The 21,812-nt window shown below is 53.8% G+C and carries 21 protein-coding genes; 6 read left to right on the top strand and 15 right to left on the bottom strand.

The window, feature by feature from the left end; genetic code table 11:
* Nucleotides 1–180: 180 nt before the first annotated feature.
* Nucleotides 181–735, top strand: coding sequence for a tyrosine-type recombinase/integrase (locus ADH66_RS11110; protein ID WP_066540867.1), 555 nt, complete (start codon nucleotides 181–183; stop codon nucleotides 733–735).
* Between the two features lie 44 nt (nucleotides 736–779).
* Nucleotides 780–1,067, top strand: coding sequence for a tyrosine-type recombinase/integrase (locus ADH66_RS11105; protein WP_066540869.1), 288 nt, complete (start codon nucleotides 780–782; stop codon nucleotides 1,065–1,067).
* Between the two features lie 408 nt (nucleotides 1,068–1,475).
* Here ADH66_RS11105 and ADH66_RS11100 read toward each other — a convergent pair whose 3' ends face one another.
* Entirely contained in the window at nucleotides 1,476–3,794 is a 2,319-nt protein-coding gene (locus tag ADH66_RS11100) for a M56 family metallopeptidase (RefSeq protein WP_066540871.1), read from the bottom strand.
* Nucleotides 3,791–4,156: a BlaI/MecI/CopY family transcriptional regulator gene (locus ADH66_RS11095; protein ID WP_066540874.1), complete on the bottom strand. Its 366-nt coding sequence runs from the start codon at nucleotides 4,154–4,156 to the stop codon at nucleotides 3,791–3,793. Before ADH66_RS11095 ends, ADH66_RS11100 begins: the two co-directional genes overlap by 4 nt.
* A 323-nt stretch (nucleotides 4,157–4,479) precedes the next feature.
* On the opposite strand from ADH66_RS11095, the gene ADH66_RS20040 reads away from it, so the two are divergent.
* Complete coding sequence (locus tag ADH66_RS20040) at nucleotides 4,480–4,650, top strand: hypothetical protein (protein WP_157130710.1); 171 nt, start codon at nucleotides 4,480–4,482, stop codon at nucleotides 4,648–4,650.
* Between the two features lie 108 nt (nucleotides 4,651–4,758).
* The gene (locus tag ADH66_RS11090; RefSeq protein ID WP_066540875.1) at nucleotides 4,759–5,976 is read left to right on the top strand and encodes a tyrosine-type recombinase/integrase; all 1,218 of its coding nucleotides are present in this window, start codon (nucleotides 4,759–4,761) and stop codon (nucleotides 5,974–5,976) included.
* A gap of 450 nt (nucleotides 5,977–6,426) precedes the next feature.
* Here the strand turns inward: ADH66_RS11090 and ADH66_RS11080 are convergent, their stop codons facing one another.
* The 8 genes from ADH66_RS11080 to ADH66_RS11050 form a co-directional block, all read right to left on the bottom strand.
* Entirely contained in the window at nucleotides 6,427–6,753 is a 327-nt protein-coding gene (locus ADH66_RS11080) for a HEPN domain-containing protein (RefSeq protein ID WP_250644848.1), read from the bottom strand.
* Nucleotides 6,695–6,835, bottom strand: a complete 141-nt coding sequence (locus ADH66_RS21290) for a HEPN domain-containing protein (RefSeq protein WP_250644847.1) — start codon at nucleotides 6,833–6,835, stop codon at nucleotides 6,695–6,697. The genes ADH66_RS11080 and ADH66_RS21290 overlap by 59 nt, the downstream gene beginning before the upstream one ends.
* Nucleotides 6,828–7,169, bottom strand: a complete 342-nt coding sequence (locus tag ADH66_RS11075; protein WP_066540879.1) for a nucleotidyltransferase domain-containing protein — start codon at nucleotides 7,167–7,169, stop codon at nucleotides 6,828–6,830. The genes ADH66_RS21290 and ADH66_RS11075 overlap by 8 nt, the downstream gene beginning before the upstream one ends.
* Nucleotides 7,170–7,228: 59 nt before the next feature.
* Nucleotides 7,229–8,986 (bottom strand): ABC transporter ATP-binding protein, encoded by a 1,758-nt coding sequence (locus ADH66_RS11070; RefSeq protein WP_066540882.1) that lies wholly within the window; start codon nucleotides 8,984–8,986, stop codon nucleotides 7,229–7,231.
* A complete protein-coding gene (locus ADH66_RS11065; protein ID WP_066540885.1) occupies nucleotides 8,983–10,713 on the bottom strand; it encodes an ABC transporter ATP-binding protein in 1,731 nt (576 codons plus the stop codon). Before ADH66_RS11065 ends, ADH66_RS11070 begins: the two co-directional genes overlap by 4 nt.
* A gap of 2 nt (nucleotides 10,714–10,715) precedes the next feature.
* Nucleotides 10,716–11,594: a glycosyltransferase gene (locus ADH66_RS11060; RefSeq protein ID WP_066540888.1), complete on the bottom strand. Its 879-nt coding sequence runs from the start codon at nucleotides 11,592–11,594 to the stop codon at nucleotides 10,716–10,718.
* Nucleotides 11,595–11,730: 136 nt separating this feature from the next.
* A complete protein-coding gene (locus ADH66_RS11055) occupies nucleotides 11,731–12,684 on the bottom strand; it encodes a sensor histidine kinase (protein WP_066540889.1) in 954 nt (317 codons plus the stop codon).
* Nucleotides 12,684–13,409 carry a LytR/AlgR family response regulator transcription factor gene (locus ADH66_RS11050; RefSeq protein WP_066540890.1) on the bottom strand — a complete coding sequence of 242 codons (726 nt, stop codon included), beginning with the start codon at nucleotides 13,407–13,409 and terminating at the stop codon, nucleotides 12,684–12,686. Before ADH66_RS11050 ends, ADH66_RS11055 begins: the two co-directional genes overlap by 1 nt.
* A gap of 725 nt (nucleotides 13,410–14,134) precedes the next feature.
* Here ADH66_RS11050 and ADH66_RS11045 point away from each other — a divergent pair.
* Complete coding sequence (locus ADH66_RS11045) at nucleotides 14,135–15,022, top strand: tyrosine-type recombinase/integrase (RefSeq protein ID WP_066540891.1); 888 nt, start codon at nucleotides 14,135–14,137, stop codon at nucleotides 15,020–15,022.
* A 576-nt stretch (nucleotides 15,023–15,598) separates the two neighbouring features.
* On the opposite strand, the gene ADH66_RS11040 is transcribed toward ADH66_RS11045, so the two are convergent.
* The 5 genes from ADH66_RS11040 to ADH66_RS11020 all read right to left on the bottom strand — a co-directional run bounded on the left by ADH66_RS11040 (nucleotide 15,599) and on the right by ADH66_RS11020 (nucleotide 19,657).
* A complete protein-coding gene (locus tag ADH66_RS11040) occupies nucleotides 15,599–16,192 on the bottom strand; it encodes a GNAT family N-acetyltransferase (RefSeq protein ID WP_066540893.1) in 594 nt (197 codons plus the stop codon).
* 5 nt (nucleotides 16,193–16,197) lie between these two features.
* Nucleotides 16,198–17,550 carry a sensor histidine kinase gene (locus ADH66_RS11035; protein WP_084384531.1) on the bottom strand — a complete coding sequence of 451 codons (1,353 nt, stop codon included), beginning with the start codon at nucleotides 17,548–17,550 and terminating at the stop codon, nucleotides 16,198–16,200.
* A complete protein-coding gene (locus ADH66_RS11030) occupies nucleotides 17,534–18,265 on the bottom strand; it encodes a response regulator transcription factor (RefSeq protein WP_066540895.1) in 732 nt (243 codons plus the stop codon). Before ADH66_RS11030 ends, ADH66_RS11035 begins: the two co-directional genes overlap by 17 nt.
* A 237-nt stretch (nucleotides 18,266–18,502) precedes the next feature.
* Nucleotides 18,503–18,964, bottom strand: coding sequence for a hypothetical protein (locus tag ADH66_RS11025; RefSeq protein WP_066540897.1), 462 nt, complete (start codon nucleotides 18,962–18,964; stop codon nucleotides 18,503–18,505).
* Between the two features lie 186 nt (nucleotides 18,965–19,150).
* Nucleotides 19,151–19,657 (bottom strand): hypothetical protein, encoded by a 507-nt coding sequence (locus ADH66_RS11020; RefSeq protein WP_066540903.1) that lies wholly within the window; start codon nucleotides 19,655–19,657, stop codon nucleotides 19,151–19,153.
* 799 nt (nucleotides 19,658–20,456) lie between these two features.
* On the opposite strand from ADH66_RS11020, the gene ADH66_RS11015 reads away from it, so the two are divergent.
* On the top strand, nucleotides 20,457–21,674 hold the full coding sequence (locus ADH66_RS11015) for a tyrosine-type recombinase/integrase (protein ID WP_066540913.1): 1,218 nt from the start codon (nucleotides 20,457–20,459) through the stop codon (nucleotides 21,672–21,674).
* Nucleotides 21,675–21,812 lie beyond the last annotated feature (138 nt).

Here is a 21,812-nt window from a genome sequence, read left to right as displayed (position 1 = left end):
GTGCAAGTATATGCGCGAGAAACCCTATCCATGGGGCAGGGCAAGCAGAGCACTCGTCCTACGTTGTCGGACGGCACATGAACCGGGCAGTAGCCCGGACCCACTTTTACAGGCGAGCGCGCGGCTCAAAATTTGCACCGCTAAACAAAGAATACGGGTTTTCCTCTGCTGGGAGATAAGGTGGTAGGTGACATCACCGCAGCTGACCTCAAAGAAGTGCTGAACCACTGGATGAATGAGGACTACGCCTACACCACGGTGAAGAAAGTTTACATCGTCCTCAAAGAATATTTCCGCTACCTGACCCAGCAAGAAATTCTCTCCAAGAACCCTATGAATAGTGTACCCATGATAAAGAAGTCCAATTACATGACAGCGCAGAACAAAGAGGATTTACCTACCCAGGAAACCGTAACAATATTCACGCCGGAGGAAATAGAAAAATTCAAAACTGAGGCATTCAGCCGATTCAGCAATGGAAAGCCTAAGTACCAACAGCCAGCAGCCTACATTCTCATGCTGAACACAGGGCTTAGGACAGGTGAACTGCTGTGCCTTCTCAACAGCGATATCAATCTTGAGGGCAGATACCTGGAAGTGCGCCAGAACGTAAAAGAGGTGTGCAGGCGTGAGGGGACGGGATACGTTCCGGGGCGGGAAGTGAAAGTAGGCAAGGCCAAAACAGCCACCAGTAAGCACCGTGTGCCCCTGAATGGGGCAGCTATACCACGATAGAGGAGTTACGCCAGGAATGCGATTTCGGCCCCACAGCGCCCCTTGTGAGCAACGAGAATGGCGACTACACCAGGCCGGTCAATTTCCGCGAGAGGTACTACAGAATTTTGAAAGCCGCAAGGATAGAGCAGAAGGGCTTCCACAGCCTCAGACACCATTTTGCCACACAGCTTATAAATGGCGTGAAACAGCCAGATGGCACGATTCTCGCCTTATCACCTCGCCAGGTAGCCGACTTGTTGGGCCACAGCACCTCGCAGATAACCGAGATGTACTACGTCAAAAAAGACACGACCCGCCTGCAAGGAATCACAGACGGGTTCAATTTTTAGCGAGAGCAAGGCGGCACAAGGGAGAGCGCCCCGGATTTTTGATGATTTATTGATGCTGTGCCAGACGGAAGGGTTAGAAACGGATACGACCAGATGCGAAAAAGCAACAAGATATACGCAAAAGAGAGCAGCACGCCAGACCGCACCCCACCACCCCAAAACACGAGAAAAGCCCGGAATTCCAAGGGATTCCGGGCCAAGTGAGACTTGCCGCCAGACAAGTCTTTGGCAGGGGCAGAAGGATTCGCCCCACCGACACGCGGTTTTGGAGTGGATGTGGGAAAAGCCATTTGTTTTATAATGGTAACATGGAAATCAAGCTGTATCAAGCAGCAATTCCTCCCTCAAAATCTGCGCAGCAAAACAAAGAAAGCATTTCCAAATCATACCATTTACTTCTCCAAAATCTTAAAAACGATACGACAGCATAGCTTTAACTCCCTTTAGCTTCCCATCCCCATCATAAACCGTAACCAGAGCGATCTCCCCGCCATCCGTAGACTTAACAGAGAACACACCACCTCCCGGCCTCATGTCCGTAAAGCTGTCTACAGCCTTGCCTTCATACCGTATGCTCCTCTTGCCGCCCTTCTCCTGATAGCTCACCCCATAGGGCGCATACTTCTCCATACGCTCCGCAATGGTCTCCCCGGAGTTGTCGCCAGTACCTTCAGTAGCTGTGGCGTCAGCGTTTATGACCGTCCCGCTCTCCACGAAACTTTTATCCTCCGCGCTTTCCCGCAGGCCGGTGAGCTCGCCATTCTCATAGACGGCCTCCAGGTCCAGGCCCTTCGTACCCAGGCTGTTGCACACCCACAGCTGGCGTTCCGGGTCGAACAGGCTGCGCACCGGCTGGCCGTTCCAGCTCATGGAGAGGCTGCCTGTTGGGCTGTTGGCATTCGAATCAAAGGTCAGTCCAAACTTTTCGTACCGCTTCAGCTCCTGGGCAGTGCGCTCAGCCTCGTACTGGAATTCAGCACCCACATACCGCTGGCCCTCCAGGGCATCCAAAAACATCTGCTCAGGCTCAAACTCCTCCAGCCGCACCAGGGGCCCCATCAGGTTGTAGCTGCCGTCGCCGTTATCCACCCGCTCCCGGACGGTCCGAACATCAATACTGCCCTCCGGGTCGTAATGCTCATACTGAGAAACCCATCCGCCCTCATGCTCCGCGCCGTCCACAAAGATGCGCACCCGCTGGCCGTTCCAGTACAGGTTGCCGTCGCTGTTCTGGAAGGTAAGCCCGCAGCTCTTGTAGTCGTCGAAAAGGCTCGTGTAGTCGAAAGTATCATCGTAAAAATCGGACTGCTCTTTTGCCTCTATGGCGTTCTCCCAGTCCGCGCTGCCAACCACCCGGTCAAGGGGATTCATTACCAGCATGGTGTTCTCATCTCCGTCAACGGTCTTGGAGACAAGATAGCCGCTCTCAATCATGTTCAGAATTTCCTCGTACTCGGCTATTGTCTCGTCCACCATCTCCTGGGTCCAAGTGAACCAGCCGGTGCTTTGTGTCCAACCTTTTGAGCCGATCATATCCTGCAAATCCCTTTTCTCGTTCTCTAACCATGCGGCGTATTCTGCGGCAGTCCACCACTCGACCTCCGGCTCGGGGTATGCTGCGGCGAACTCCTCGTCGGTCATGGCGGTCCAGGTCTCGCCGTCATCGAAGCTGTAGTAGGTGGTGCCGTTTTCATCGGTATAGGAAACCAGGGCGGCATCTTTGTTTTCCACCACATAGCTGGTTTGGGATGCATCATTATTGTTGTTATCCGCGCTGGCGGAGGTGGCAAAAACTGTCGCTGTACCGCCTATTAGGCAGATGGATAGAGCCAGCGCAATCATAGATTTCCGTTTAATAGTCATAATTGATTTTATCCTTTCTTCAATAGGAGCTTTGCTGAAATAATTTCCTATCAGGGGCGGCCCGCCTCTGCGCTCCTCCATGCGGATAAGCGCCATGGCGTACCCGGACCTCATGTCCTGTCCCAGTTGCTGGAGTACCGCTTCATCGCAGGCCAACTCGATGTCCAGGTTGGCAAAGAACAGCATGACCCAGACCAGCGGGTTGAACCAGTGGACGCAGAACGCGGCAGCCAGCGCCAGCTTCAAAAGTCCGTCAAACCGCCAGATATGCGCCCACTCGTGGGCCAGCACGCAGCCTAAAGTTTCCCTGTCGTCCCAGTCCGTTGACTTGGGCAGGAGTATCACCGGGCGCAGGATACCGTAGGTCAGCGGTGCGGCTATTCTGTCCGACTGCCGGACGGTGACCGGGCGGCGAAGCCTATGCTCCTTGAGCCACACACTCACATAGTCGTTGTGAACAGGCAGTGCCTCCCGGAACTCCCGACGGCATTTTACATAGACTGCCATAAAGTACCAGGAGCATACCAAGAATCCTGCCAGCCAGAGCGCGACCCAGGGGTCAACGCTTGCGGCAGCGCCGCCCACAGCAGTAGGCGTTCCGGTGGCTTCGCCCGCCCAAGCGGAAGGGGAGAGGGGCGCTATTACTGGCCCGGGCTGGTGTACCGCAACCGGCACGGGGCGGCTCAAAAGCGAGTACACACTGCACGGCGCGGGCAGGGAAAATGGTACCAGCAGGCGGATCAGCACCAGCCACCACAGCGCCGGGAATAGCCGCTTGGGTAGCCGTTGTAGAGCCAGCGTTCGGACCAGCAGGATCGCCAAAATCATGGCCGCGCCGGACAGGCTCATTTGCAGGAGGCTCATTTCTCCACCTCGCCCTCAACCATCTGTTTCAGCCGGTTAATTTGCTCCGCCGAGAGCTTTTTGCGCCCCAGCAGCGCGGCGAACAGCTTATCCACCGAGCCGTCGTACAGCTTGCCTATGAGCTCGTCGGTCTCGGCCTCCTGCACGGATTCCTTTGGAATGAGGGCGTGACAGAGAAAGCCAGGCTCACTGCGCTCGATAGCCCCCTTGGCGATACACTTTTTGATGACGGTATAGGTGGTGTTCATGTTCCAGTTGGTCTCGGCCTTAAGGATGTCGGAAATTTCCTTGGCGGTGTGGTCGCCGCCGCGCCAGAGGACGTTCATGACTTTCAGTTCGGAGTCGAATAGCTTGATTGGCATTTTTATCGGTCCTTTCTTTGAAACTATTGCAATAGTTTGTGCTATTATACTATCACAATAGTGCGAGAGCTGTCAAGACTATTGTAGTAGTGCGAATGTAAAGAATTTGTGAATAGAACGATTATCAGGATATACAAAAAGCAGATATGCAGGACTATGAAAGATTATCCAGCCTCAAAAGGCGCAGGAAACGGTCAAAAAGACAAGCAGGTTAAAGCGCGGGGTATACCGCGCAGGTGACATCGGGCGGCAGAGCCGACCGTTAGGACAAACTAAGAGATTTTTCTTTCTGAAAATCAGGGGTCGGTCAAGAAGACGCAGTTATGCGAGAGGAAGTGCAAGTATATGCACGAGAAAGCCTGCCCATGGGGCAGGGCAAGCATAGCGTCCGGCTATACGCCGTCCGCATGAGCCGGGAGTTCCCGGCTCTCCCCCTGCCCCCTAAAGGGGAGTTGGAATGGCTTTGCTCGGCGCTCAAAATTTGCGCCGCATAAACAAAGAAAGAGCTTTTTCGGGAGGGCAGAAAAAGTAAGAAAAATGTTAGTAGACTTTCGCGGCAAGGTGTGGTATGTTGTGTTGTTGACGAAAGGAGGCTGACAAGCATGGCACAAAAGAAACTGCTCACAAATGGAAAGGCCTTTAAGCGAACGGATGACCGTTGGGGTGGTACAGTTTGGTACATGGATGAGCGAGGAGAGCGCAAGCGCAAATCCTTCTCCGGGACCACCAAGGTGGAAGTCACTAAGAAGATGACCGACTACGTTGCGGCCTTTAACGAAGAATTGCAGGAGTCCGATGAATCCCACAAGACACTCAAGGAGAGCATGACCCACTGGCTCCAAGTGTTCAAATTTCCCTCAGTGGAGCGCACGACCTACGACCGTTGCGAATGTACAGTGGAGCATCAGATTTTCCCTCTGCTCGGAGAAAAGGTGGTAGGCGACATCACCGCAGCCGACCTCAAGGAAGTTTTGAACCACTGGATGGGCGAGGGCTACGCCTACACCACAGTCAAAAAAGTGTACATCGTCCTCAACGAGTATTTCCGCTACCTGGCTCAGCAAGAAATCCTGCAAAAGAACCCTATGAACAGCGTACCCATGATAAAGAAGTCAAACTTCATGGCTGCGCAGAACAAAGAAGACCTGCCCACACAGGAAACGGTCACAGTGTTCACGCCAGAGGAAATAGAGAAATTCAAGGCTGAGGCGTTCAGTAAATTCAGTAACGGCAAGCCGAAATACCAGCAGCCAGCGGCCTACATCCTCATGCTGAACACCGGCCTGCGTACCGGGGAACTGCTTGGCCTGCTCAACAGCGACATTGACCTGGAGCATAAATATCTTGAGGTGCACCAAAACGTAAAGGAAGTTTGTAGGCGCGATGGAACAGACTACGTCCCGGGCCGGGAAGTGAAGGTGGGCAAAACAAAGACCGCCACCAGCAAACGCCGTGTGCCCCTGAATCAGGCCGCAGTGCAGGCGGTAAGGGAGTTGCGCCAAGAACGCGACTTCGGCCCCACAGCCCCCCTCGTGAGCGACGAGAAGGGCGGCTACACCAGGCCGGTGAACTTCCGCAAGAGGTACTACCGGATTTTGAAAGCAGCGGGCATAGATCAGAAAGGATTGCACAGTTTAAGACATCATTTTGCGACCCAACTGATAAACGGCGTGAAACAGCCCGACGGCACCATCAAAGCACTCTCGCCCCGGCAGGTGGCCGACCTCCTGGGCCACAGCACCTCGCAAATCACCGAGATGTACTACGTCAAAAAAGACACCACCCGCCTACAAGGAATAACAGACGGATTCAATTTTTAGCAGGAGCAAGCCAGCCCAGGGGAGAGACCACCCCTAATTTTTGATGATTTATTGATGCTGTGCCAAACGGAAAAGTTAGAAACGGATGCGACCAGATGCGAAAAAAGCGCAAAATACACGCCATAGAGAGCGGCTCGACAGACCGCAGCCCACCGCCCCAAAACACGAGAAAAGCCCGGAATTCCAAGGAATTCCGGGCCATATCTGTGGCAGGGGCAGAAGGATTCGAACCCTCGGCACGCGGTTTTGGAGTGGATGTGGAAAAGACATCAGCGAACATATGGCAGTCAGTTTTCCGCGCGGTTGAGCCGTTTGTGTTTCTTCGATTTTCGTTCCGAGAAGTTTTGATGCTTTATTGATGATATCCGAAAATCTCAAGCCCCAAGGAATGAGTTCCACAGCCAAAATTTGCACCGCTAAACATAGAAAAGCGGAAATTAGAATAAAGTGCTATAATTGGTTTTCCCCGGTCTGCAAATAATTAGATACGGCCGCATAGAACTCGGCTGCAACAAGCAACTGTTTTTCAGCATCCTCAGCCGACACGAGAAAGAAATCCTCATAATCGCTTTGATTGCGAATCAAAGCCGCTTGCCCGATAATGGCGGATAATTCTTTCGAGAATATACCCGGTTTAACATAATTTTCTCTGAAATGGGCAATCACGCCAGAATGCTTTTTATAGTCAACACCTTCCAGCGCGAGAACCGCCCGCATACTATGGAAATATCGTGTAATAGGAGCGATTGACGCTATCTTTGTATCGCGCATTTTCATAAAGAAGTCTGGCGGTTTCCAGCGTTTCTTTCGCCGTTTCAATTCTGTAATCGGAAAGCTCTCTCCATTTAACGTCAGGCATATAACTGCACCCCCTCGTTGCGAATATTGCGGTAGTAAGGTAATGCATCCTGATAGTTCTGAAAATCCGCAAATGGGATAGCAGTTGGCGAAACGGTGATCCCATAGGCCAGACTTAACTCCGAAGAAATCTCACCTAACTGTTCAAACGCTCTTTGGAGCGTTTCCCGTGGACAGTCCACAAGAGCAGCCACATCTACATCCGATTCTTCGTTAAAATCACCCCGGGCATAGGAACCGTATAAAATGACTTGCCGCAGAGAGTTTCCAAATAAGCTGGAATATTTATTAACCAGATCGGCTTTCAATACATTCAACTGCTCGGCAGTACACATATACGATCCCCCCTTATTGTTTGTGTTTCCAGTATATCATAAATAAGCCTGATTTGCAACTATCTCTCTAAATACCCCATTATTTCCTCCTCTCTCATCTGCCCCTCATAGATCTCCCAGAACCTCCCCCTCATATCCATAAGCCCTGCAAAGTCCCCCTCCTCCACGATCCTGCCCCCCTCCAGCACCAGGATGCGGTCGGCGTTCTCCACCGTGCTCAGCCTGTGGGCCACGGTCACGGTGGTCATACCTCGGGACACCCGCTCGATGCAGGCCTGTACCTCCCGCTCTACCTCAGAGTCCAGCGAGGCGGTGGCCTCGTCCAGCAGGAGTATGGGCGAGCCCTTGAGGAGCGCCCGGGCGATGGCTGCCCGCTGGCGCTGGCCGCCGGAGAGCCTGCCGCCGCCCTCGCCCGCCAGGGTGTTGTAGCCGTTGGGGAGGGAGAGTATGGTCTCATGGATATCCGCCGCCTTAGCGGCAGATTCCACCTCCTCCTGCGATGCGTCCGGCCGGCATAGGGCGATGTTCTCGCCGATGGCCCCGTCGAAAAGGCCGCACTCCTGGGGCACATAGCCAAAGAGGCTTCGTATGGCCCGAAGGGACAGGCCGGTCTGCCCGAACCAGGCTATCTCCCCGCTGTCCGGGGCGTAGAAGCCCTCAAGGAGCTTTATAAGGGTGGACTTCCCGCCGCCGGAGCCGCCCACCACAGCCAGATGTTCCCCCCGCCGGAGGGTGAGGGAGAGGTGGTCGATGGCGTTGCTTTTGCCGTCGTAGGAGAAGCACACGTCCCGAAGCTCCACCGCCGTTTCACCCTCGGTGCTGACACTATCCGAGCCCCTGTCCAGATCCTCAAGGGGCTCGGATAACAGCGATTCCACCCGCTCTATGGACACAAGGTTCCGCTGGGCCAGCAGGAGGAAGGTGCTCAGGCGGTAGAAGGCGTCGCCCATCATGCCCATCAGAGTGGCGTTGAACACCGCCTGGCCAAGGCTCCCCCTGCCCAGGGACAGCAGCACCCCCAGTATGAACCCCACCGCCTGGGCCGACTGGGCGAAGAAGTCCACCACCCCGTAGGTAAGCCCTATCCAGTCCTGGTACCTTATGCGCTTCTCCCGCACCCGGCCGCAGATCTCCCTGTACCGCTCCCCAAGGGCTTTCTGCATGACAAATACCCTTATGACCGGTATATTCCGCATTGCCTCAACGAGAAATGACGCGGAGCTGTCTATCTCCTCCTTTGCCACAGCCTCCTGGCCCTTGGCCTTGGGGTTCAGGTACATGGAAAGAGCGATATTCACCCCGCCATAGGCAAGGCTGATAAGGGCGATTCTCCAGTCATTTATGAGCAGTAATATGAGCGTCGCCGGGAATACGGCTATGAACCGCAAAAGCTGCACCACCGAGAAGCCCCCCAGCATGTTCCCGCACCGGCCCGCGTCGTCCGAGAGGCGGGTGATATAGTCCCCGGTGCGGTACCTTACCTGAGCACCGTGGGGCATACGGCAGATATGGCCGAAAATCCGCTTCTGCACCCGGGCCACGCTCCGCTGGGAGCATTTTGCCCGAAGGAACGCGCCGTACACCACCGGCGGCACCAGAAGCAGGAACAGCCCCAGCATCAGGAGCATGGTCAGCATGATGTTTCCACTTCGCGCCCCGGTCACCATGTCTATGAGCGCCTGGTTCACATACGGCAGGGCGAATAGCAGGGCAAACTCACAGCAGCTCATAAGCACCCCCAAAACGTACAGCCCCTTGTCCGGCCCCAGATACGAGAAGGCCCTTATATATAGCTTCAATGCAGGTGTTTTCTTCATGCTTCACCCTCCACAAGTCCCTGCAGGCGGCACATCTCCCAGTACCTGCCCTTTTTACTCAGCAACTCCTCCGGAGTGCCCTCCTCGGCCACCCGGCCGCGCTCCACCACATAGGTATAGTCCGCGTCCATGACCGACGAGAGCCTGTGGGCTATCACAACCACAGTCCGGCCCCGGAGCAGGGGTATGAGCGCCGACTGCACCTCTCGCTCGGTCTCAAGGTCTAAGGCTGAGGTGGCCTCATCCAGCAGAACCAGGGATGCGTCCTTCACCAGCGCCCTCGCAATGCACAGCCGCTGGCGCTGGCCCCCGGAGAGGCTCATACCTCCTTCCCCGATGGGATGGTCGATGCCGTCGGGGAAGGAACTCACCAGCTCCCAGAGCCGCACTTCCCGAAGAGCACCCTCGCACTCCTCCCGGCTGAGCCCGGGTTTACCCAGCTTCAGGTTCTCATAGAAGCTCCCGCCAAACAATAGGGAGTCCTGGGTGACTATGGCCATCTGTCCCCGCAGAGCGTCCGGCTCCCACTGGTCGGACTCCCCGCCGAAGAGCTTAAGGCTCCCCACATCCGGGCAGTAGAACCGGCATAAAAGCTTCAACAGCGTGGATTTCCCACCGCCGCTTGGTCCCACCACGGCGATCTTCCTGCCCTTGGGGACGCGCAGATTCAGGCCGTTTACGGCCCGCACCCCAGAGGGGTAGGTGAAGCCCATATTCTCCGCGCTGGCGGGCATGGGGGAGAGGGGACTCTGCACCGTGCCCGGGCGCTCGCCGGGAATGTCTATTATCTCGTAGTACCGCTGGGCGCAGGCGGAGGCGCTCCTGGCGGTCTTTATCATGTAGTCCGACTGGCCGAAGGCGTCGCTGATATAGGCGCTGAGAGTCACAAAGCTCACAAAGGCCCCGACGCTCAGCCGCCCCACCGAGACCAGCCATGAGCCTATGAGGAAAAGGCACATGGTCTGGAGCACGTTTGAGATGTACTTCACACCGGTCATCTTCATTGATAGCCGCTCCGAGGCTATCTTCTGGGCGCAGGACCCGTCCACAGCCTCAGAGAAGCGCTTATCCATATGCCTCTCCGCCCCGAAAGCCTTTACCGTCAGGCCGTTCTTTATGCACTCGGCGGCAAGGCTCATGGCCGAGCCGGAGATGTCCATGGACTGCTTTAGGCGGGCTTGTATGGGCCGGCTGATGGCCCCCACCAGCCATAGGGACACGGGCAGTATTATCATATACGCAAGGGCCAGCTCCCAGGAGATGAAGATGCAGGTGGCAAGGCCGAAAAGCCCGGAGAAGACCTGCCGGGAGAAGTTGCTGATATGCCCAGCGGAGAAGGTGCTGAGGAAGTCTATGTCGCCGTTCAGGCGCACGGCGGCGTCTCCTGTACGGCAGTGCTCCTCTAAGATGGCCGGGTCGGCGTGGGTGAGGCTCTGGAAAGCTCGGGCCCGCACTTCCAGGAACATATCCTCGGTGATGCGGCCTATGAGCCTGTAGTGCAGGGCCGTTCGGGCACAGTCCAGGAGGATAAAAAGGGCCATAAGCCCCGCCGCCGTGAGCATTTCCTCTATGAGCCCTGCGACCCCCAGATCCACCGCCCGGCCCCAGTATGTAGCCGAGAGGGTCTTGAGTACGCCGGAGACCAGGGACAGCGCCACGATGATCACCAGCCCCGGCAGGTGCCGCCGGTTGTCGTAGTAGAACCTGATAAGAGGGATGCCGTCCATAGTCAGCCCTCCTCTAAAAGGGGCAGCTGCTTCACGGCAAGGCCGCCCTCGTTCATCCAGAGCTGTACCAGCGGGTCGTCCCTATGCTTTTCCTTCAGATACTCCTTATTTCTGAGCCAGCCCGCCCGGAAGTCCGGGTCGTTATGGAGCCTGTCATAGCTTCGGACCTTCGCCGGGTAGTGCATGGCCCTGGCGCCCCTTGCCAGGACGAACTTCCCTCCGGCCCTGTGGAGCCTTATGCCGAAGTCGTTGTCCTCACAGCCCCAGGTGCAGAAGAACTCGTCGAAGTAGATGTGGTTCTCCCGCATGAACCTTGTGGGCACGGCAAAGTGCAGGCTCCAGAGAACTATCCAGGGAGCGGGCCAGAGCCAGAGCTTGTCCCCGCACATGGTGTAGTCCCGCTCCCGGCCGTCCAGCATACCCCGCCCGGCCATTATCTCCATGGCCCGCCCGGGCGGGTTGGCGTCGATAATGTCCCGCATTTCGTCAAGGTCGGAGATGAGGTCGTTGCCGTAGATATAGCCGATGGTCACAAGGCGCTCCCCATGCTCCTGATAGACCCGCCAGTGCTCTTTAAGGCAGTCCGGGGCCAGCACCACGCCGCTGTCGAGGAACAGGCAGAGCTCGCCCTCGGCGGCGCGTATGCCCATGTTCCTGGCCTGCCCCGGACGAAAGCCCCTGTCCTCCTGCCAGAAGTGCCGGACGGTGAGAGCCTCCGAGAACTCCTCTGCTACAGGCCCCATGTCCGGCAGGGAGCCGTCGTCACAGACCAGCGCCTCCACCTGCTTCAGGGGGAAGTCCGAGCTGGATATGGAGCTAAGGGTCAGCCGCAGCTCCTTCGGGTTTTTGTAGGCCGGTATGATTATAGAAATCTGCTTCATGGATATCCGCTCCTTTCTTTACCACGATGATAGCAAAATCCTGGGACAAATGCAATGGGTTTTACATGAACGGTCAAAAAAGGGGCATTTTTGGTATGCGGAGCGCGAAAAAGCGGCGGGATTCCCGCCGCATAACCTATGTTTCCAGCACTATCACCGTATGGAACCGCCCGGTATCCTCCCGGTAATACTGCCGCATGGCCCCGCCGTACTGGTCCACGGCCATGCGCACGCTCCGAAGCCCAGCCCCGTGCTCAGGCCCGGGCTTCCCCGAGAGGAAACCGCCCTTACCATCGGGAGCGGGTGGACTTATGCAGGTGTTCACAAGGCTCACCGACACCGCGCCTCCCGGGCGAAGGTCCACCGTAAGGTCAATCCGGGGGTCATTGGAGCCCGTGGCCGCAGCCACGGCGTTCTCTAAGAGGTTGCCGAAGATGGCTGTCAGGTCGGCGGGGGCAAGGGCGTCCACGGACTTGCTCCGCACGTCTACGGTGAAGCGGATGTCCTTCCTGCGGCATATCTCCGCATATCGGGCCAGCACCACGTCCAGGGTGTGGTTGCCGCACAGGCGCACCCGGTTCTGCAGGGCCGGGGAGGCCTCCAGCTGCCGGATATACTCGGCCACGGCCCCATGGTCGCCCTCGTCGGCCAGGTCGCGCACGGCGGCAAGGTGCTTCCTGATGTCGTGTATCAGCACCCTCTGCCGGTCGTATTGCTCCTCCAGGGCCTTATAGTAGCTGAGCTCCGACTCCCGCCTTTGAAGGGCGAGCTGCCGGGTCAGCTCCCGCTGGTCGAGCTGGCGGCTGAAGCGATAGCCAAGATATATGAGCACATTGTCAAACAGAAGTATCATAAGCCCGCCCAGGAGCATTGACCCCACTGTCAGGCGCATATCGATTATGACAGCGGCATAGGCCATGATGAACAGCAGGAATAAAGTGGCAAGGGAGAAGCCGGTGAGCATTAAAGCGGCGGGCTTCGGGTCCCACCGGGACACCCGCCGAAGCAGCGCGGCATAGCCCCGATACATCAGGCGGGCCGAGAGGGCCAAAAGCAGAAACCCTCCCAAAAGCGCGGCGGTCTCCATCATCAGTGTACCACCTCCACATACGTTAAATAGGCGTTTTTGAAGTCCTTATAGCGCCGCCGGGCCATATATGCCCTGCACACCCGCCCGGACGGGGAGCCAAGGTCTATTGTGGACTGGTCGAACCGGCTGACGTACTTCATATTCACAAGAAAGCTCCTGTGGGTCATATAAAAGCTGGGCAGAGCCAGCGCCCGCTCCCAGTGGGAAATCTTCCGCGGGGAGGGATAGGTATTGTCCACCGTGTGCACAAGGGTCAGACGGCCATCGGCTTCCACCATCATTATCTCGTCGGCAAAACGGGTGACGGCGCCATCGCCGGTTTCGATGACGATGGGCCGGGTGTCCATGCTCAGCTGAGTCAGGGCGTCGCGCATATTCCGAAAGAGCCGCTCTCTGTCTATGGGCTTTGAGAGATAGCGGAACACGTGAAAGCGCATGGCATCATCCAGATAGTCGGCATAGGAGGTGACTATAAAAATCTTGAGGTAGGGGTTCCGCTCCATGAGCCGCTGGCCCACATCAATGCCGCTGAGACCTGGCATCTCCACGTCCAGAAAGGCGATGTCCGCCCGGGGGTCCCCCGGTAAGAGCTCGGACTGAAGGAGCGTTTCGCCTTCATTATACAGCGCAAGCTCCGGCGGGGAAAGCCTGGCTTCGCTGAAAAAGTCCAGCAGCAGGGAGGAAAGCCCTTGTAAGAGCCCGCTGTCGTCGTCACATATAAGCACGCGCGTTTTGACCGCCCCCTTTGGTGGTGTGAGTGCATTACATAGTTTAGCATATGGGGCGGGGGAAAGTCAACGGGGGAGGAGATATCCAGGACCGCGCCAAAAGCTGTGACTATCGAACTTTTACTGAATTTGAATTTTTGGCGCAGAGGAAAAGTGAACAGTGGGCTGTTGAGCCGTGTGAAGGCGCTGTTAGGCGATTTGAGGCAGTGGTAGGGAGTTGACCGACAACGAACAAAAGCACCGTGTTGGGACATTTGTGGCGGTTTGTGAGGGGACAGCTACCAGGCCAGATAAAGAGCAGGTATGCAGGTCTATGAAAGATTATCCAGCCTCAAAGGGTGCAGAAAACAGTCAGAAAGACAAGCAGGTTAAAGCGCGGGGCGCTGGTCCCCAGTGGGGACCGTCAAGCGCCGACCGAACCGACAGGTGAGACCTACCGCGCGGGTAACATCGGACGGCAGAGCCGACCGTGGGGGCAAAATAAGGTATTTTACTTTCTGAAAATCAGGGTCGGTCAAGAAGACACAATTATGCGAGAGGAAGTGCAAGTATATGCGCGAGAAACCCTATCCATGGGGCAGGGCAAGCAGAGCACTCGTCCTACGTTGTCGGACGGCACATGAACCGGGCAGTAGCCCGGACCCACTTTTACAGGCGAGCGCGCGGCTCAAAATTTGCACCGCTAAACAAAGAATACGGGTTTTCCTCTGCTGGGAGATAAGGTGGTAGGTGACATCACCGCAGCTGACCTCAAAGAAGTGCTGAACCACTGGATGAATGAGGACTACGCCTACACCACGGTGAAGAAAGTTTACATCGTCCTCAAAGAATATTTCCGCTACCTGACCCAGCAAGAAATTCTCTCCAAGAACCCTATGAATAGTGTACCCATGATAAAGAAGTCCAATTACATGGCAGCGCAGAACAAAGAGGATTTACCTACCCAGGAAACCGTAACAATATTCACGCCGGAGGAAATAGAAAAATTCAAAACTGAGGCATTCAGCCGATTCAGCAATGGAAAGCCTAAGTACCAACAGCCAGCAGCCTACATTCTCATGCTGAACACAGGGCTTAGGACAGGTGAACTGCTGTGCCTTCTCAACAGCGATATCAACCTGGAAGGCAAATACCTGGAGGTACGCCAGAACGTGAAAGAGGTGTGTAGGCGTGAGGGGACGGGATACGTTCCGGGGCGGGAAGTGAAAGTAGGCAAGGCCAAAACAGCCACCAGTAAGCACCGTGTGCCCCTGAATGGGGCAGCTATAGCCACGATAGAGGAGTTACGCCAGGAATGCGATTTCGGCCCCACAGCGCCCCTTGTGAGCAACGAGAATGGCGACTACACCAGGCCGGTCAATTTCCGCGAGAGGTACTACAGAATTTTGAAAGCCGCAAGGATAGAGCAGAAGGGCCTCCACAGCCTCAGACACCATTTTGCCACACAGCTTATAAATGGCGTGAAACAGCCAGATGGCACGATTCTCGCCTTATCACCTCGCCAGGTAGCCGACTTGTTGGGCCACAGCACCTCGCAGATAACCGAGATGTACTACGTCAAAAAAGACACGACCCGCCTGCAAGGAATCACAGACGGGTTCAATTTTTAGCGAGAGCAAGGCGGCACAAGGGAGAGCGCCCCGGATTTTTGATGATTTATTGATGCTGTGCCAGACGGAAGGGTTAGAAACGGATACGACCAGATGCGAAAAAGCAACAAGATATACGCAAAAGAGAGCAGCACGCCAGACCGCACCCCACCACCCCAAAACACGAGAAAAGCCCGGAATTCCAAGGGATTCCGGGCCAAGTGAGACTTGCCGCCAGACAAGTCTTTGGCAGGGGCAGAAGGATTCGCCCCACCGACACGCGGTTTTGGAGTGGATGTGGAAAAAGCATGGGCGGGCATATAGCAGCCAGTTTTCCGCACGGTTGAGCCGTTTGTGTTTCTAAGCCGCACACTCCAAAAAGTTTTGATGATTTATTGATGCTATTCGAAATTTTAAGCCCAGAAATTAGAGAATTTTCACACCATCAGGGAAAGAGATTATAAAAAAGGCCTCCAACGTTGCAATAGTAACATAGAAATAAAACTTTGTCAGGTCAGAATTCTCCTCAAATTTTTCGCCGCTGAACTAAAGAAAAGCACTCTGCAAAACATTTGCATCCTGTCTCTTCCAATACTCCTACCAATCAGCATCGATATCCTCGCAGTCAAAAGCCCGTTCAAACCACTCCTTTCTCAAAATGGCATACTGAACCGTATTCTCATAATGCGGTGTCCCGTCAGGATTGTTGACAAAAGATATGAATTCCTTAAAAACGCCCTCCCGGCGCATACAGAGCTTTTCGCATAACCGCTGGCTGGAAATATTGTAATCCTCTGTATAAGCATAAATACGCCGCGCGCCTTTCTCTTTGAACAAATAATCGAAGAAGGCATAAGCCGCTTCATAGGCATACCCTTTTCCGTGGTAGTCTTTGTTCAGCATCCAGCATGGGCTGAATGTATCCAGCACCGCCCCCGGGCTATGGGAGTCTGTCGGTTCCGGACAAGCGTTAATTTCCCCAATGACTTTATTGACTTCCCTCAGAACTATGGCAAAGTAGTATTCGGTTTCGCCTGACCTTTTCTGAACCCCAACCCTCGCTTCTTCCAGAGAGTTTAGTTTCATATCCGCAAAACAATTTACCATCGGTTCTTTCAGATATTCATATACATCTTCCGCATCATCTATAGAAAAAGGGCGCAGAATCAGCCTTTCTGTTTCAATAGTCATCGCATTCATCCTCCCGGTTCTGTACTTTCTTCTTTAAGTTTTTCAACCTCTACTTTTGGAAAATCCAGCGCGATTCTGTACTTACCATCTGTATTCTCTATCTGACAGGAGCCGCCCATTTTCTCCATAAGGCTGCCAATGCTTTTTACGCCTATCTGCGTGCCGCTGCTTCCAGAGCTAACGTCTGCAACGGTGTTTTCAAAAATAAGTCTTGCTGTAAGCTCGCTTTCCAGCGGCCAAATTCGTACCGGCTGTTTTTTATCGGCGTATTTCTGTATATTGGAAAGGATATTGTCCATAATTCTGCGGATATACTGGCCCCGGACAGCGATAAGCATCGGCTCCCCGAAGGGCTCCACATCGCACATGAATCCGTGCCGCGAAAGCTCCGTTATCATCTCTGATAAGGGTTCTTCAAATACCATTTCTATCGGCGCGGGAGTTTCCAGCTCCGGTACGGTTTCCTTTGATTGCAGCGAATACTCTAAAATGTTTTCCGAAAGCTGCTTGATTTGCTGCGCCTTGCTGTCTATTTTGTCAAGGTATTCCAAAAGCTGTTCCTGATTCTCATATTTTCCATATCGCAACACTTCGGTATAGATTAGCAGCGAGGTCAGCGGCGTGCGCAGGTCATGAGACATCTCTGAAATCAAAGCCTGGTTCGCCGCGAAGAATTGGGCCTCCCGCTCCTGCTGGGCACGAAAAGCCTGCCGCATGGAATCCAGCCCTTGGGCTAAGGTACTCAGTTCATTGCTGCCTTTGACAGTAATGGCATTGTCCAGGTCGCCGCTCTCCATGGCCAGAATCTCCTTGCTGATAAGCTGAATATAGCGCACGATTTTTTGACAGCCGTGCAGAAAAATCCCCAAAAACAGTAAAGTGCATAGCATCAGCTCAAAAATAGTGGCAATGGTAGAATAGCGATAGCCATCATCGCTGTACAGCAGGACATCGGCATTCCCGTCGGCAAACTCCACCACATAATAGGACATCCACTCGTAATAAGGGGCCTCGGTATCATTGGCAAGCACCGCCTGGTTTTCCGGCGCGGAGGAGGTGAAAATCAATACATTGGAGCGGTATATTTCCATCAAAAGCAGAGGGTTTTTCCTGACCCATTGAGCAAGTTCGGCGCCGTCAGAAGTGGAAAGCTGGTTTACCGTCACATATGTTTGAAACTCTGTAATGCGTTTTTCCGTCGCTTGCTCCTGGAACTCCGGGCTGTTGATTTGCTGGAACAGAAACTCTTCTATGCTCAGGTGCATGACCGCGAAAAAAATCCCGCACAGTATTCCGGACATGACCAGCAAACCCCCGAACTGCCAGGCCAACCCCCGGCGTTTAGTGAACCATTTCATTGTGAGTCTCCCAACCGAACCGATACCCTTTTCCCCAAACGGTTTTAATGCGCGTGGGGTTTTGGGGATCGGCCTCTATTTTTACCCGCAGCTTACGGATATGCACCATCACCGTACCGTTAGAAATATGAAAATACGGCTCATTCCAGACGGTTTCATAAATCATCTGGGCAGAAAAAATCTGCTGCGGATGCTGCATAAGGATACGCAGAATGTTATATTCTATCTCTGTCAGTTCTATCTCCTTTTCGTCTACCCAGGCTTGGTTGTGGTCTAAAGCGATTTCCACTCCTCCACAGGAGAGGGTGTTGCCCTCATAGGTGGTCCCAGGCTGGTTCTTTCCCTGATAGACGCAGTACCGGCGCAGCAGGGCCTTGACCCGGGCAATGAGCTCGGCGTAGGAAAAAGGCTTGGTCAGATAATCGTCGCCCCCGGCAGTAAGGCCAATAAGCTTGTCCGATTCCTGGGCCTTTGCAGTAAGAAACAGCACAGGGACAGTATAGCTTTTCCGAAGCTCCTCACATACCCGCAGCCCGGACATGCCAGGCATCATTACATCCAGGATGACCAGGTCAATGGTATCGTTCATGCGCTGTAGGGCCTGTTCCCCATTTTCAGCCTCAATAATTGTATAATTTTCACCAGCCAATAAAATACGGATGCCTTCCCGGATATCCGTTTCGTCCTCTACCACCAAAATTGACTGTGTTTCCATACCTCTTCCCTCACTTTCCACATGGCTCACATACAAAAAGCTCTCAGTATATTCCGGAGAGCTTTCTGCATGTGTTTTATATAAAAGGACGAAACCTTGTACGCAATTTGTGTCTGAGGCGGAACCCTACAACCGCCAAATTATATGTCAGCCTTTTACGGCGCCGGCCTTTTTACCCGCGCCGGCCTTGCTGGAAGAGCTGCCCTTTGTATCCTTTTTATCAGATTTAGAGCCGCCCTACTTGTCAGCTTTGCTATCCGTGGAATTGCCGGTATCTTTCTTGCCGATGGTACTGGAATTGCCCTTTTTGTCCTGCTTACTAGTGGAGGCGTTGTCTTTGTTGATGGAGGAGGAATTGCCCTTCTTGTCCTTACCGGTCAGGTTGGAAGAAACGGACGAATTATCCTTGCCTTTCTTGTCGCTCAAGCCGGACGAAACAGAGGAATTATCGTCCCCCCTATCGCTGGACACCTGTGAGGAGCTTGGGGTGTCCTTTTTGGTGTCCTTCTTCTTTGTGGCGGTCTGTTTCTTGTTGTTCTTGCCGCCCTGGATTTGGCTCTGGGTCTGTTTGGGCTTGCTGTTCTGAACGCTTGCTTTCTTTTTTCCACCGCAGCCGGTAAGCATCGCCATCGTCATAAGTCCTGCCAAGGCCAAAGTGCCAACCTTCTGCCATCTTGCTTTTTTGTTACTGTTTGTCATAATAAACACTTCCTTTCAATTTTAGCCTCTGGGGTTTTCTCCCTCGGCAATTATGATTCTATCAGGAAGTTCTTAAAAGATTATGCCTTCACTTCTTAACAAATCTTAAGATGGTCCATTTCCAGGTTGCACCACACCATGTTATATGTAATTATACTATATGCCCATTGGCAGCGTCAAGAAAAATCATTGCTTAGCGGCTTTCATGTCTCGTTTCACCAGGTCCAGCTTTTTCTTCAGCTCCTGCTTACTGTCCGGGTCAGGAGCCTGCCGAATTTGCTGCTCCAACTTTTTTTGCTTATTTTTCAGCCCCATCAGCTTCAGCTTACCTGACGAAAGGCTGAAACTATCTGTTTGGCTCTTAGGCGTTCCCCCTGCCTCTTTTTGAGGTTCAGCGCCTTTGGGTGTGCCAAAGGTGGCGGGAACAGAATCGGATGCATCCGTGGGGGCGCGGAATTGAATCGTTTTATTGCCGTTTTCATCCTTTACCGGCTGATAATGTCCAAAGGATTCGGTTTGTCCCCCTTTAGAGGGAATGTACTGGTCAATACGGATGACACGGGACTGATGGGATTGGCTTTTTTCCTCTGCCTTCACGGTGTTACCAACTTGGTTCGCTTCCTTCGCCTGCCGGACTTCTTTAGAAGAAGCCAAACCCTCCTGCTGAATACGTTCCTGGATTTTCGTGTTCATTCAAAAGACCTCCTAGAATAATAGTATCGCGGGATATTTGCACCCGCCATGTCTTTACCATTATAACTGAAAAGCTGAAATGGTGGGCTTTAAAAATTCTAAACCTGTCTTAAAGATTCTTAAGATTACGAGAAAGGAAAATGCAGGAAGTACACATACACGGCAATTGAGCTATGTGAGGGCGGTGTTGGCGGTTTTGTGACAGGAGTAAAGAACACCCAGGACAGAGCGAGATAAACGCCTTTGTGGGGCATTTGTGACGATTTATAAGGGCGGGAATATTCAGGGGAATGTTGCGGCGTATCTGACCTGGATTTTGAGACTGGCTTTAAGGGATTATACACCGTAAAGGCACTGACGTATTGCACAATTCGCATAGATTCCAGAGTGTCGATTTTCAAGCAGGTTAAAGCGCGGGGTCTACCGCGCGGGTGACATCGGACGGCAGAGCCGACCGTTAGGGCAAAATCAGAGATAAGAACATTCAGAAATCAGGGGTCGGTGGATGAGAAGCAGCTTTGAGCAAGAATATGCAAAGAAAAGCCTGCTTTTAAGCAGGGCAGGGCAAGCATAGCATCCGGCTATACGCCGGACGCAGGAGCCGGGAAACCCGGCTCTCCCCCTGCCCCTGAAGGGGAGATAGAGGGACATCATAGTGCGCTCAAAATTTGCGCCGCATAACAAAGAATACGGCCTTTAGAAATTCTGAAATCACAACGCAAAAAGTAAGAAAAATGTCAGTGGACTTTCGTGGTAAGCTGTGGTATGTTGTGTTGTTGACGAAGGGAGGCTGACAGATATGGCTCAGAAAAAGTTGTTGACAAACGGAAAAGCCTTTAAGAGAACCGATGACCGCTGGGACGGCACAGTCTGGTACATGGACGAGAGAGGGGAACGTAAGCGTAAATCATTCTCCGGCACCACCAAGGCAGAAGTTACCAAGAAAATGACCGATTACGTTGCGGTCTTTAACGATGCTTTGCAGGAGTCAGATGAATCCCGCAAAACTTTGAAAGAGAGCATGACCCACTGGCTCCAAGTATTCAAGTTTCCCTCGGTTGAGCGCACCACCTACGACCGCTGTGAATGTACAGTGGAGCACCAAATTTTTCCTCTGCTCGGTGAAAAAGTAGTAGGTGACATTACCGCCGCAGACCTCAAGGAATTGCTAAACCACTGGATGGGTGAGGGCTATGCCTACACCACAGTCAAGAAGGTGTATATCGTCCTCAACGAGTATTTCCGTTGCCTAACCCAGCAGGAAATCCTAGCGAAGAATCCCATGAACAGTGTCCCAACGATAAAGAAGTCAAACTTTATGGCGGCGCAAAACAAAGAGGACTTGCCCACGCAGGAAACCGTCACAGTTTTCACGCCAGAAGAAATTGAGAAATTCAAGTCTGAGGCGTTCAGCACCTACTCCAACGGCAAACCCAAGTACCAGCAGCCCGCAGCGTACATCCTCATGCTAAACACAGGCCTGCGCACCGGGGAGCTGCTTGGCCTCCTCAACAGCGACATCAATCTGGAGGGCAGGTACTTGGAAGTACGTCAAAACGTGAAAGAGGTGTGTAGGCGGGAGGGAACAGACTACGTCCCGGGTCGGGAAGTGAAGGTGGGCAAAACCAAGACCGCCACCAGCAAACGCCGTGTGCCGCTGAATGAGGCCGCGGAGCAGGCGGTAAGGAAGTTACGCCAGGAGCGCGATTTCGGCCCCACAACGCCCCTCGTGAGCGACGAGAAGGGCGACTATACCCGCCCGGTGAACTTCTGCAAACGGTACTATCGGATTCTCAAAGCCGCTGGGATAGAGCAGAAGGGCCTCCACAGTTTCAGACACACCTTCGGGTCTTCGCTGGTCAACGGCATCCGCCAGCCGGACGGAACGCTGATGGCTCTCTCACCCCGCCAAGTAGCTGACCTCCTGGGCCACAGCACCTCACAAATCACGGAAATGTACTATGTCAAGAAAGACACAACCCGCCTACAGGGGATCACAGACGGGTTCAATTTTTAACGAGAGCAAGGCAGTACAGGAGAGCGCCCAAGATTTTTGATGATTTGCCAGACGGAAAGGTTAGAAACGGATGGCACCGGATACGAAAAAAGCGCAAAATACACGCCATAGAGAACAGCACCATAGACCGCATTCCAC

It is taken from the genome of Acutalibacter muris, assembly GCF_002201475.1.
Lineage (GTDB): Bacteria > Bacillota > Clostridia > Oscillospirales > Acutalibacteraceae > Acutalibacter > Acutalibacter muris.
The sequence above is the reverse complement of the archived record's forward strand: the minus strand, read 5'-3'. Positions and strand labels throughout refer to the sequence as shown.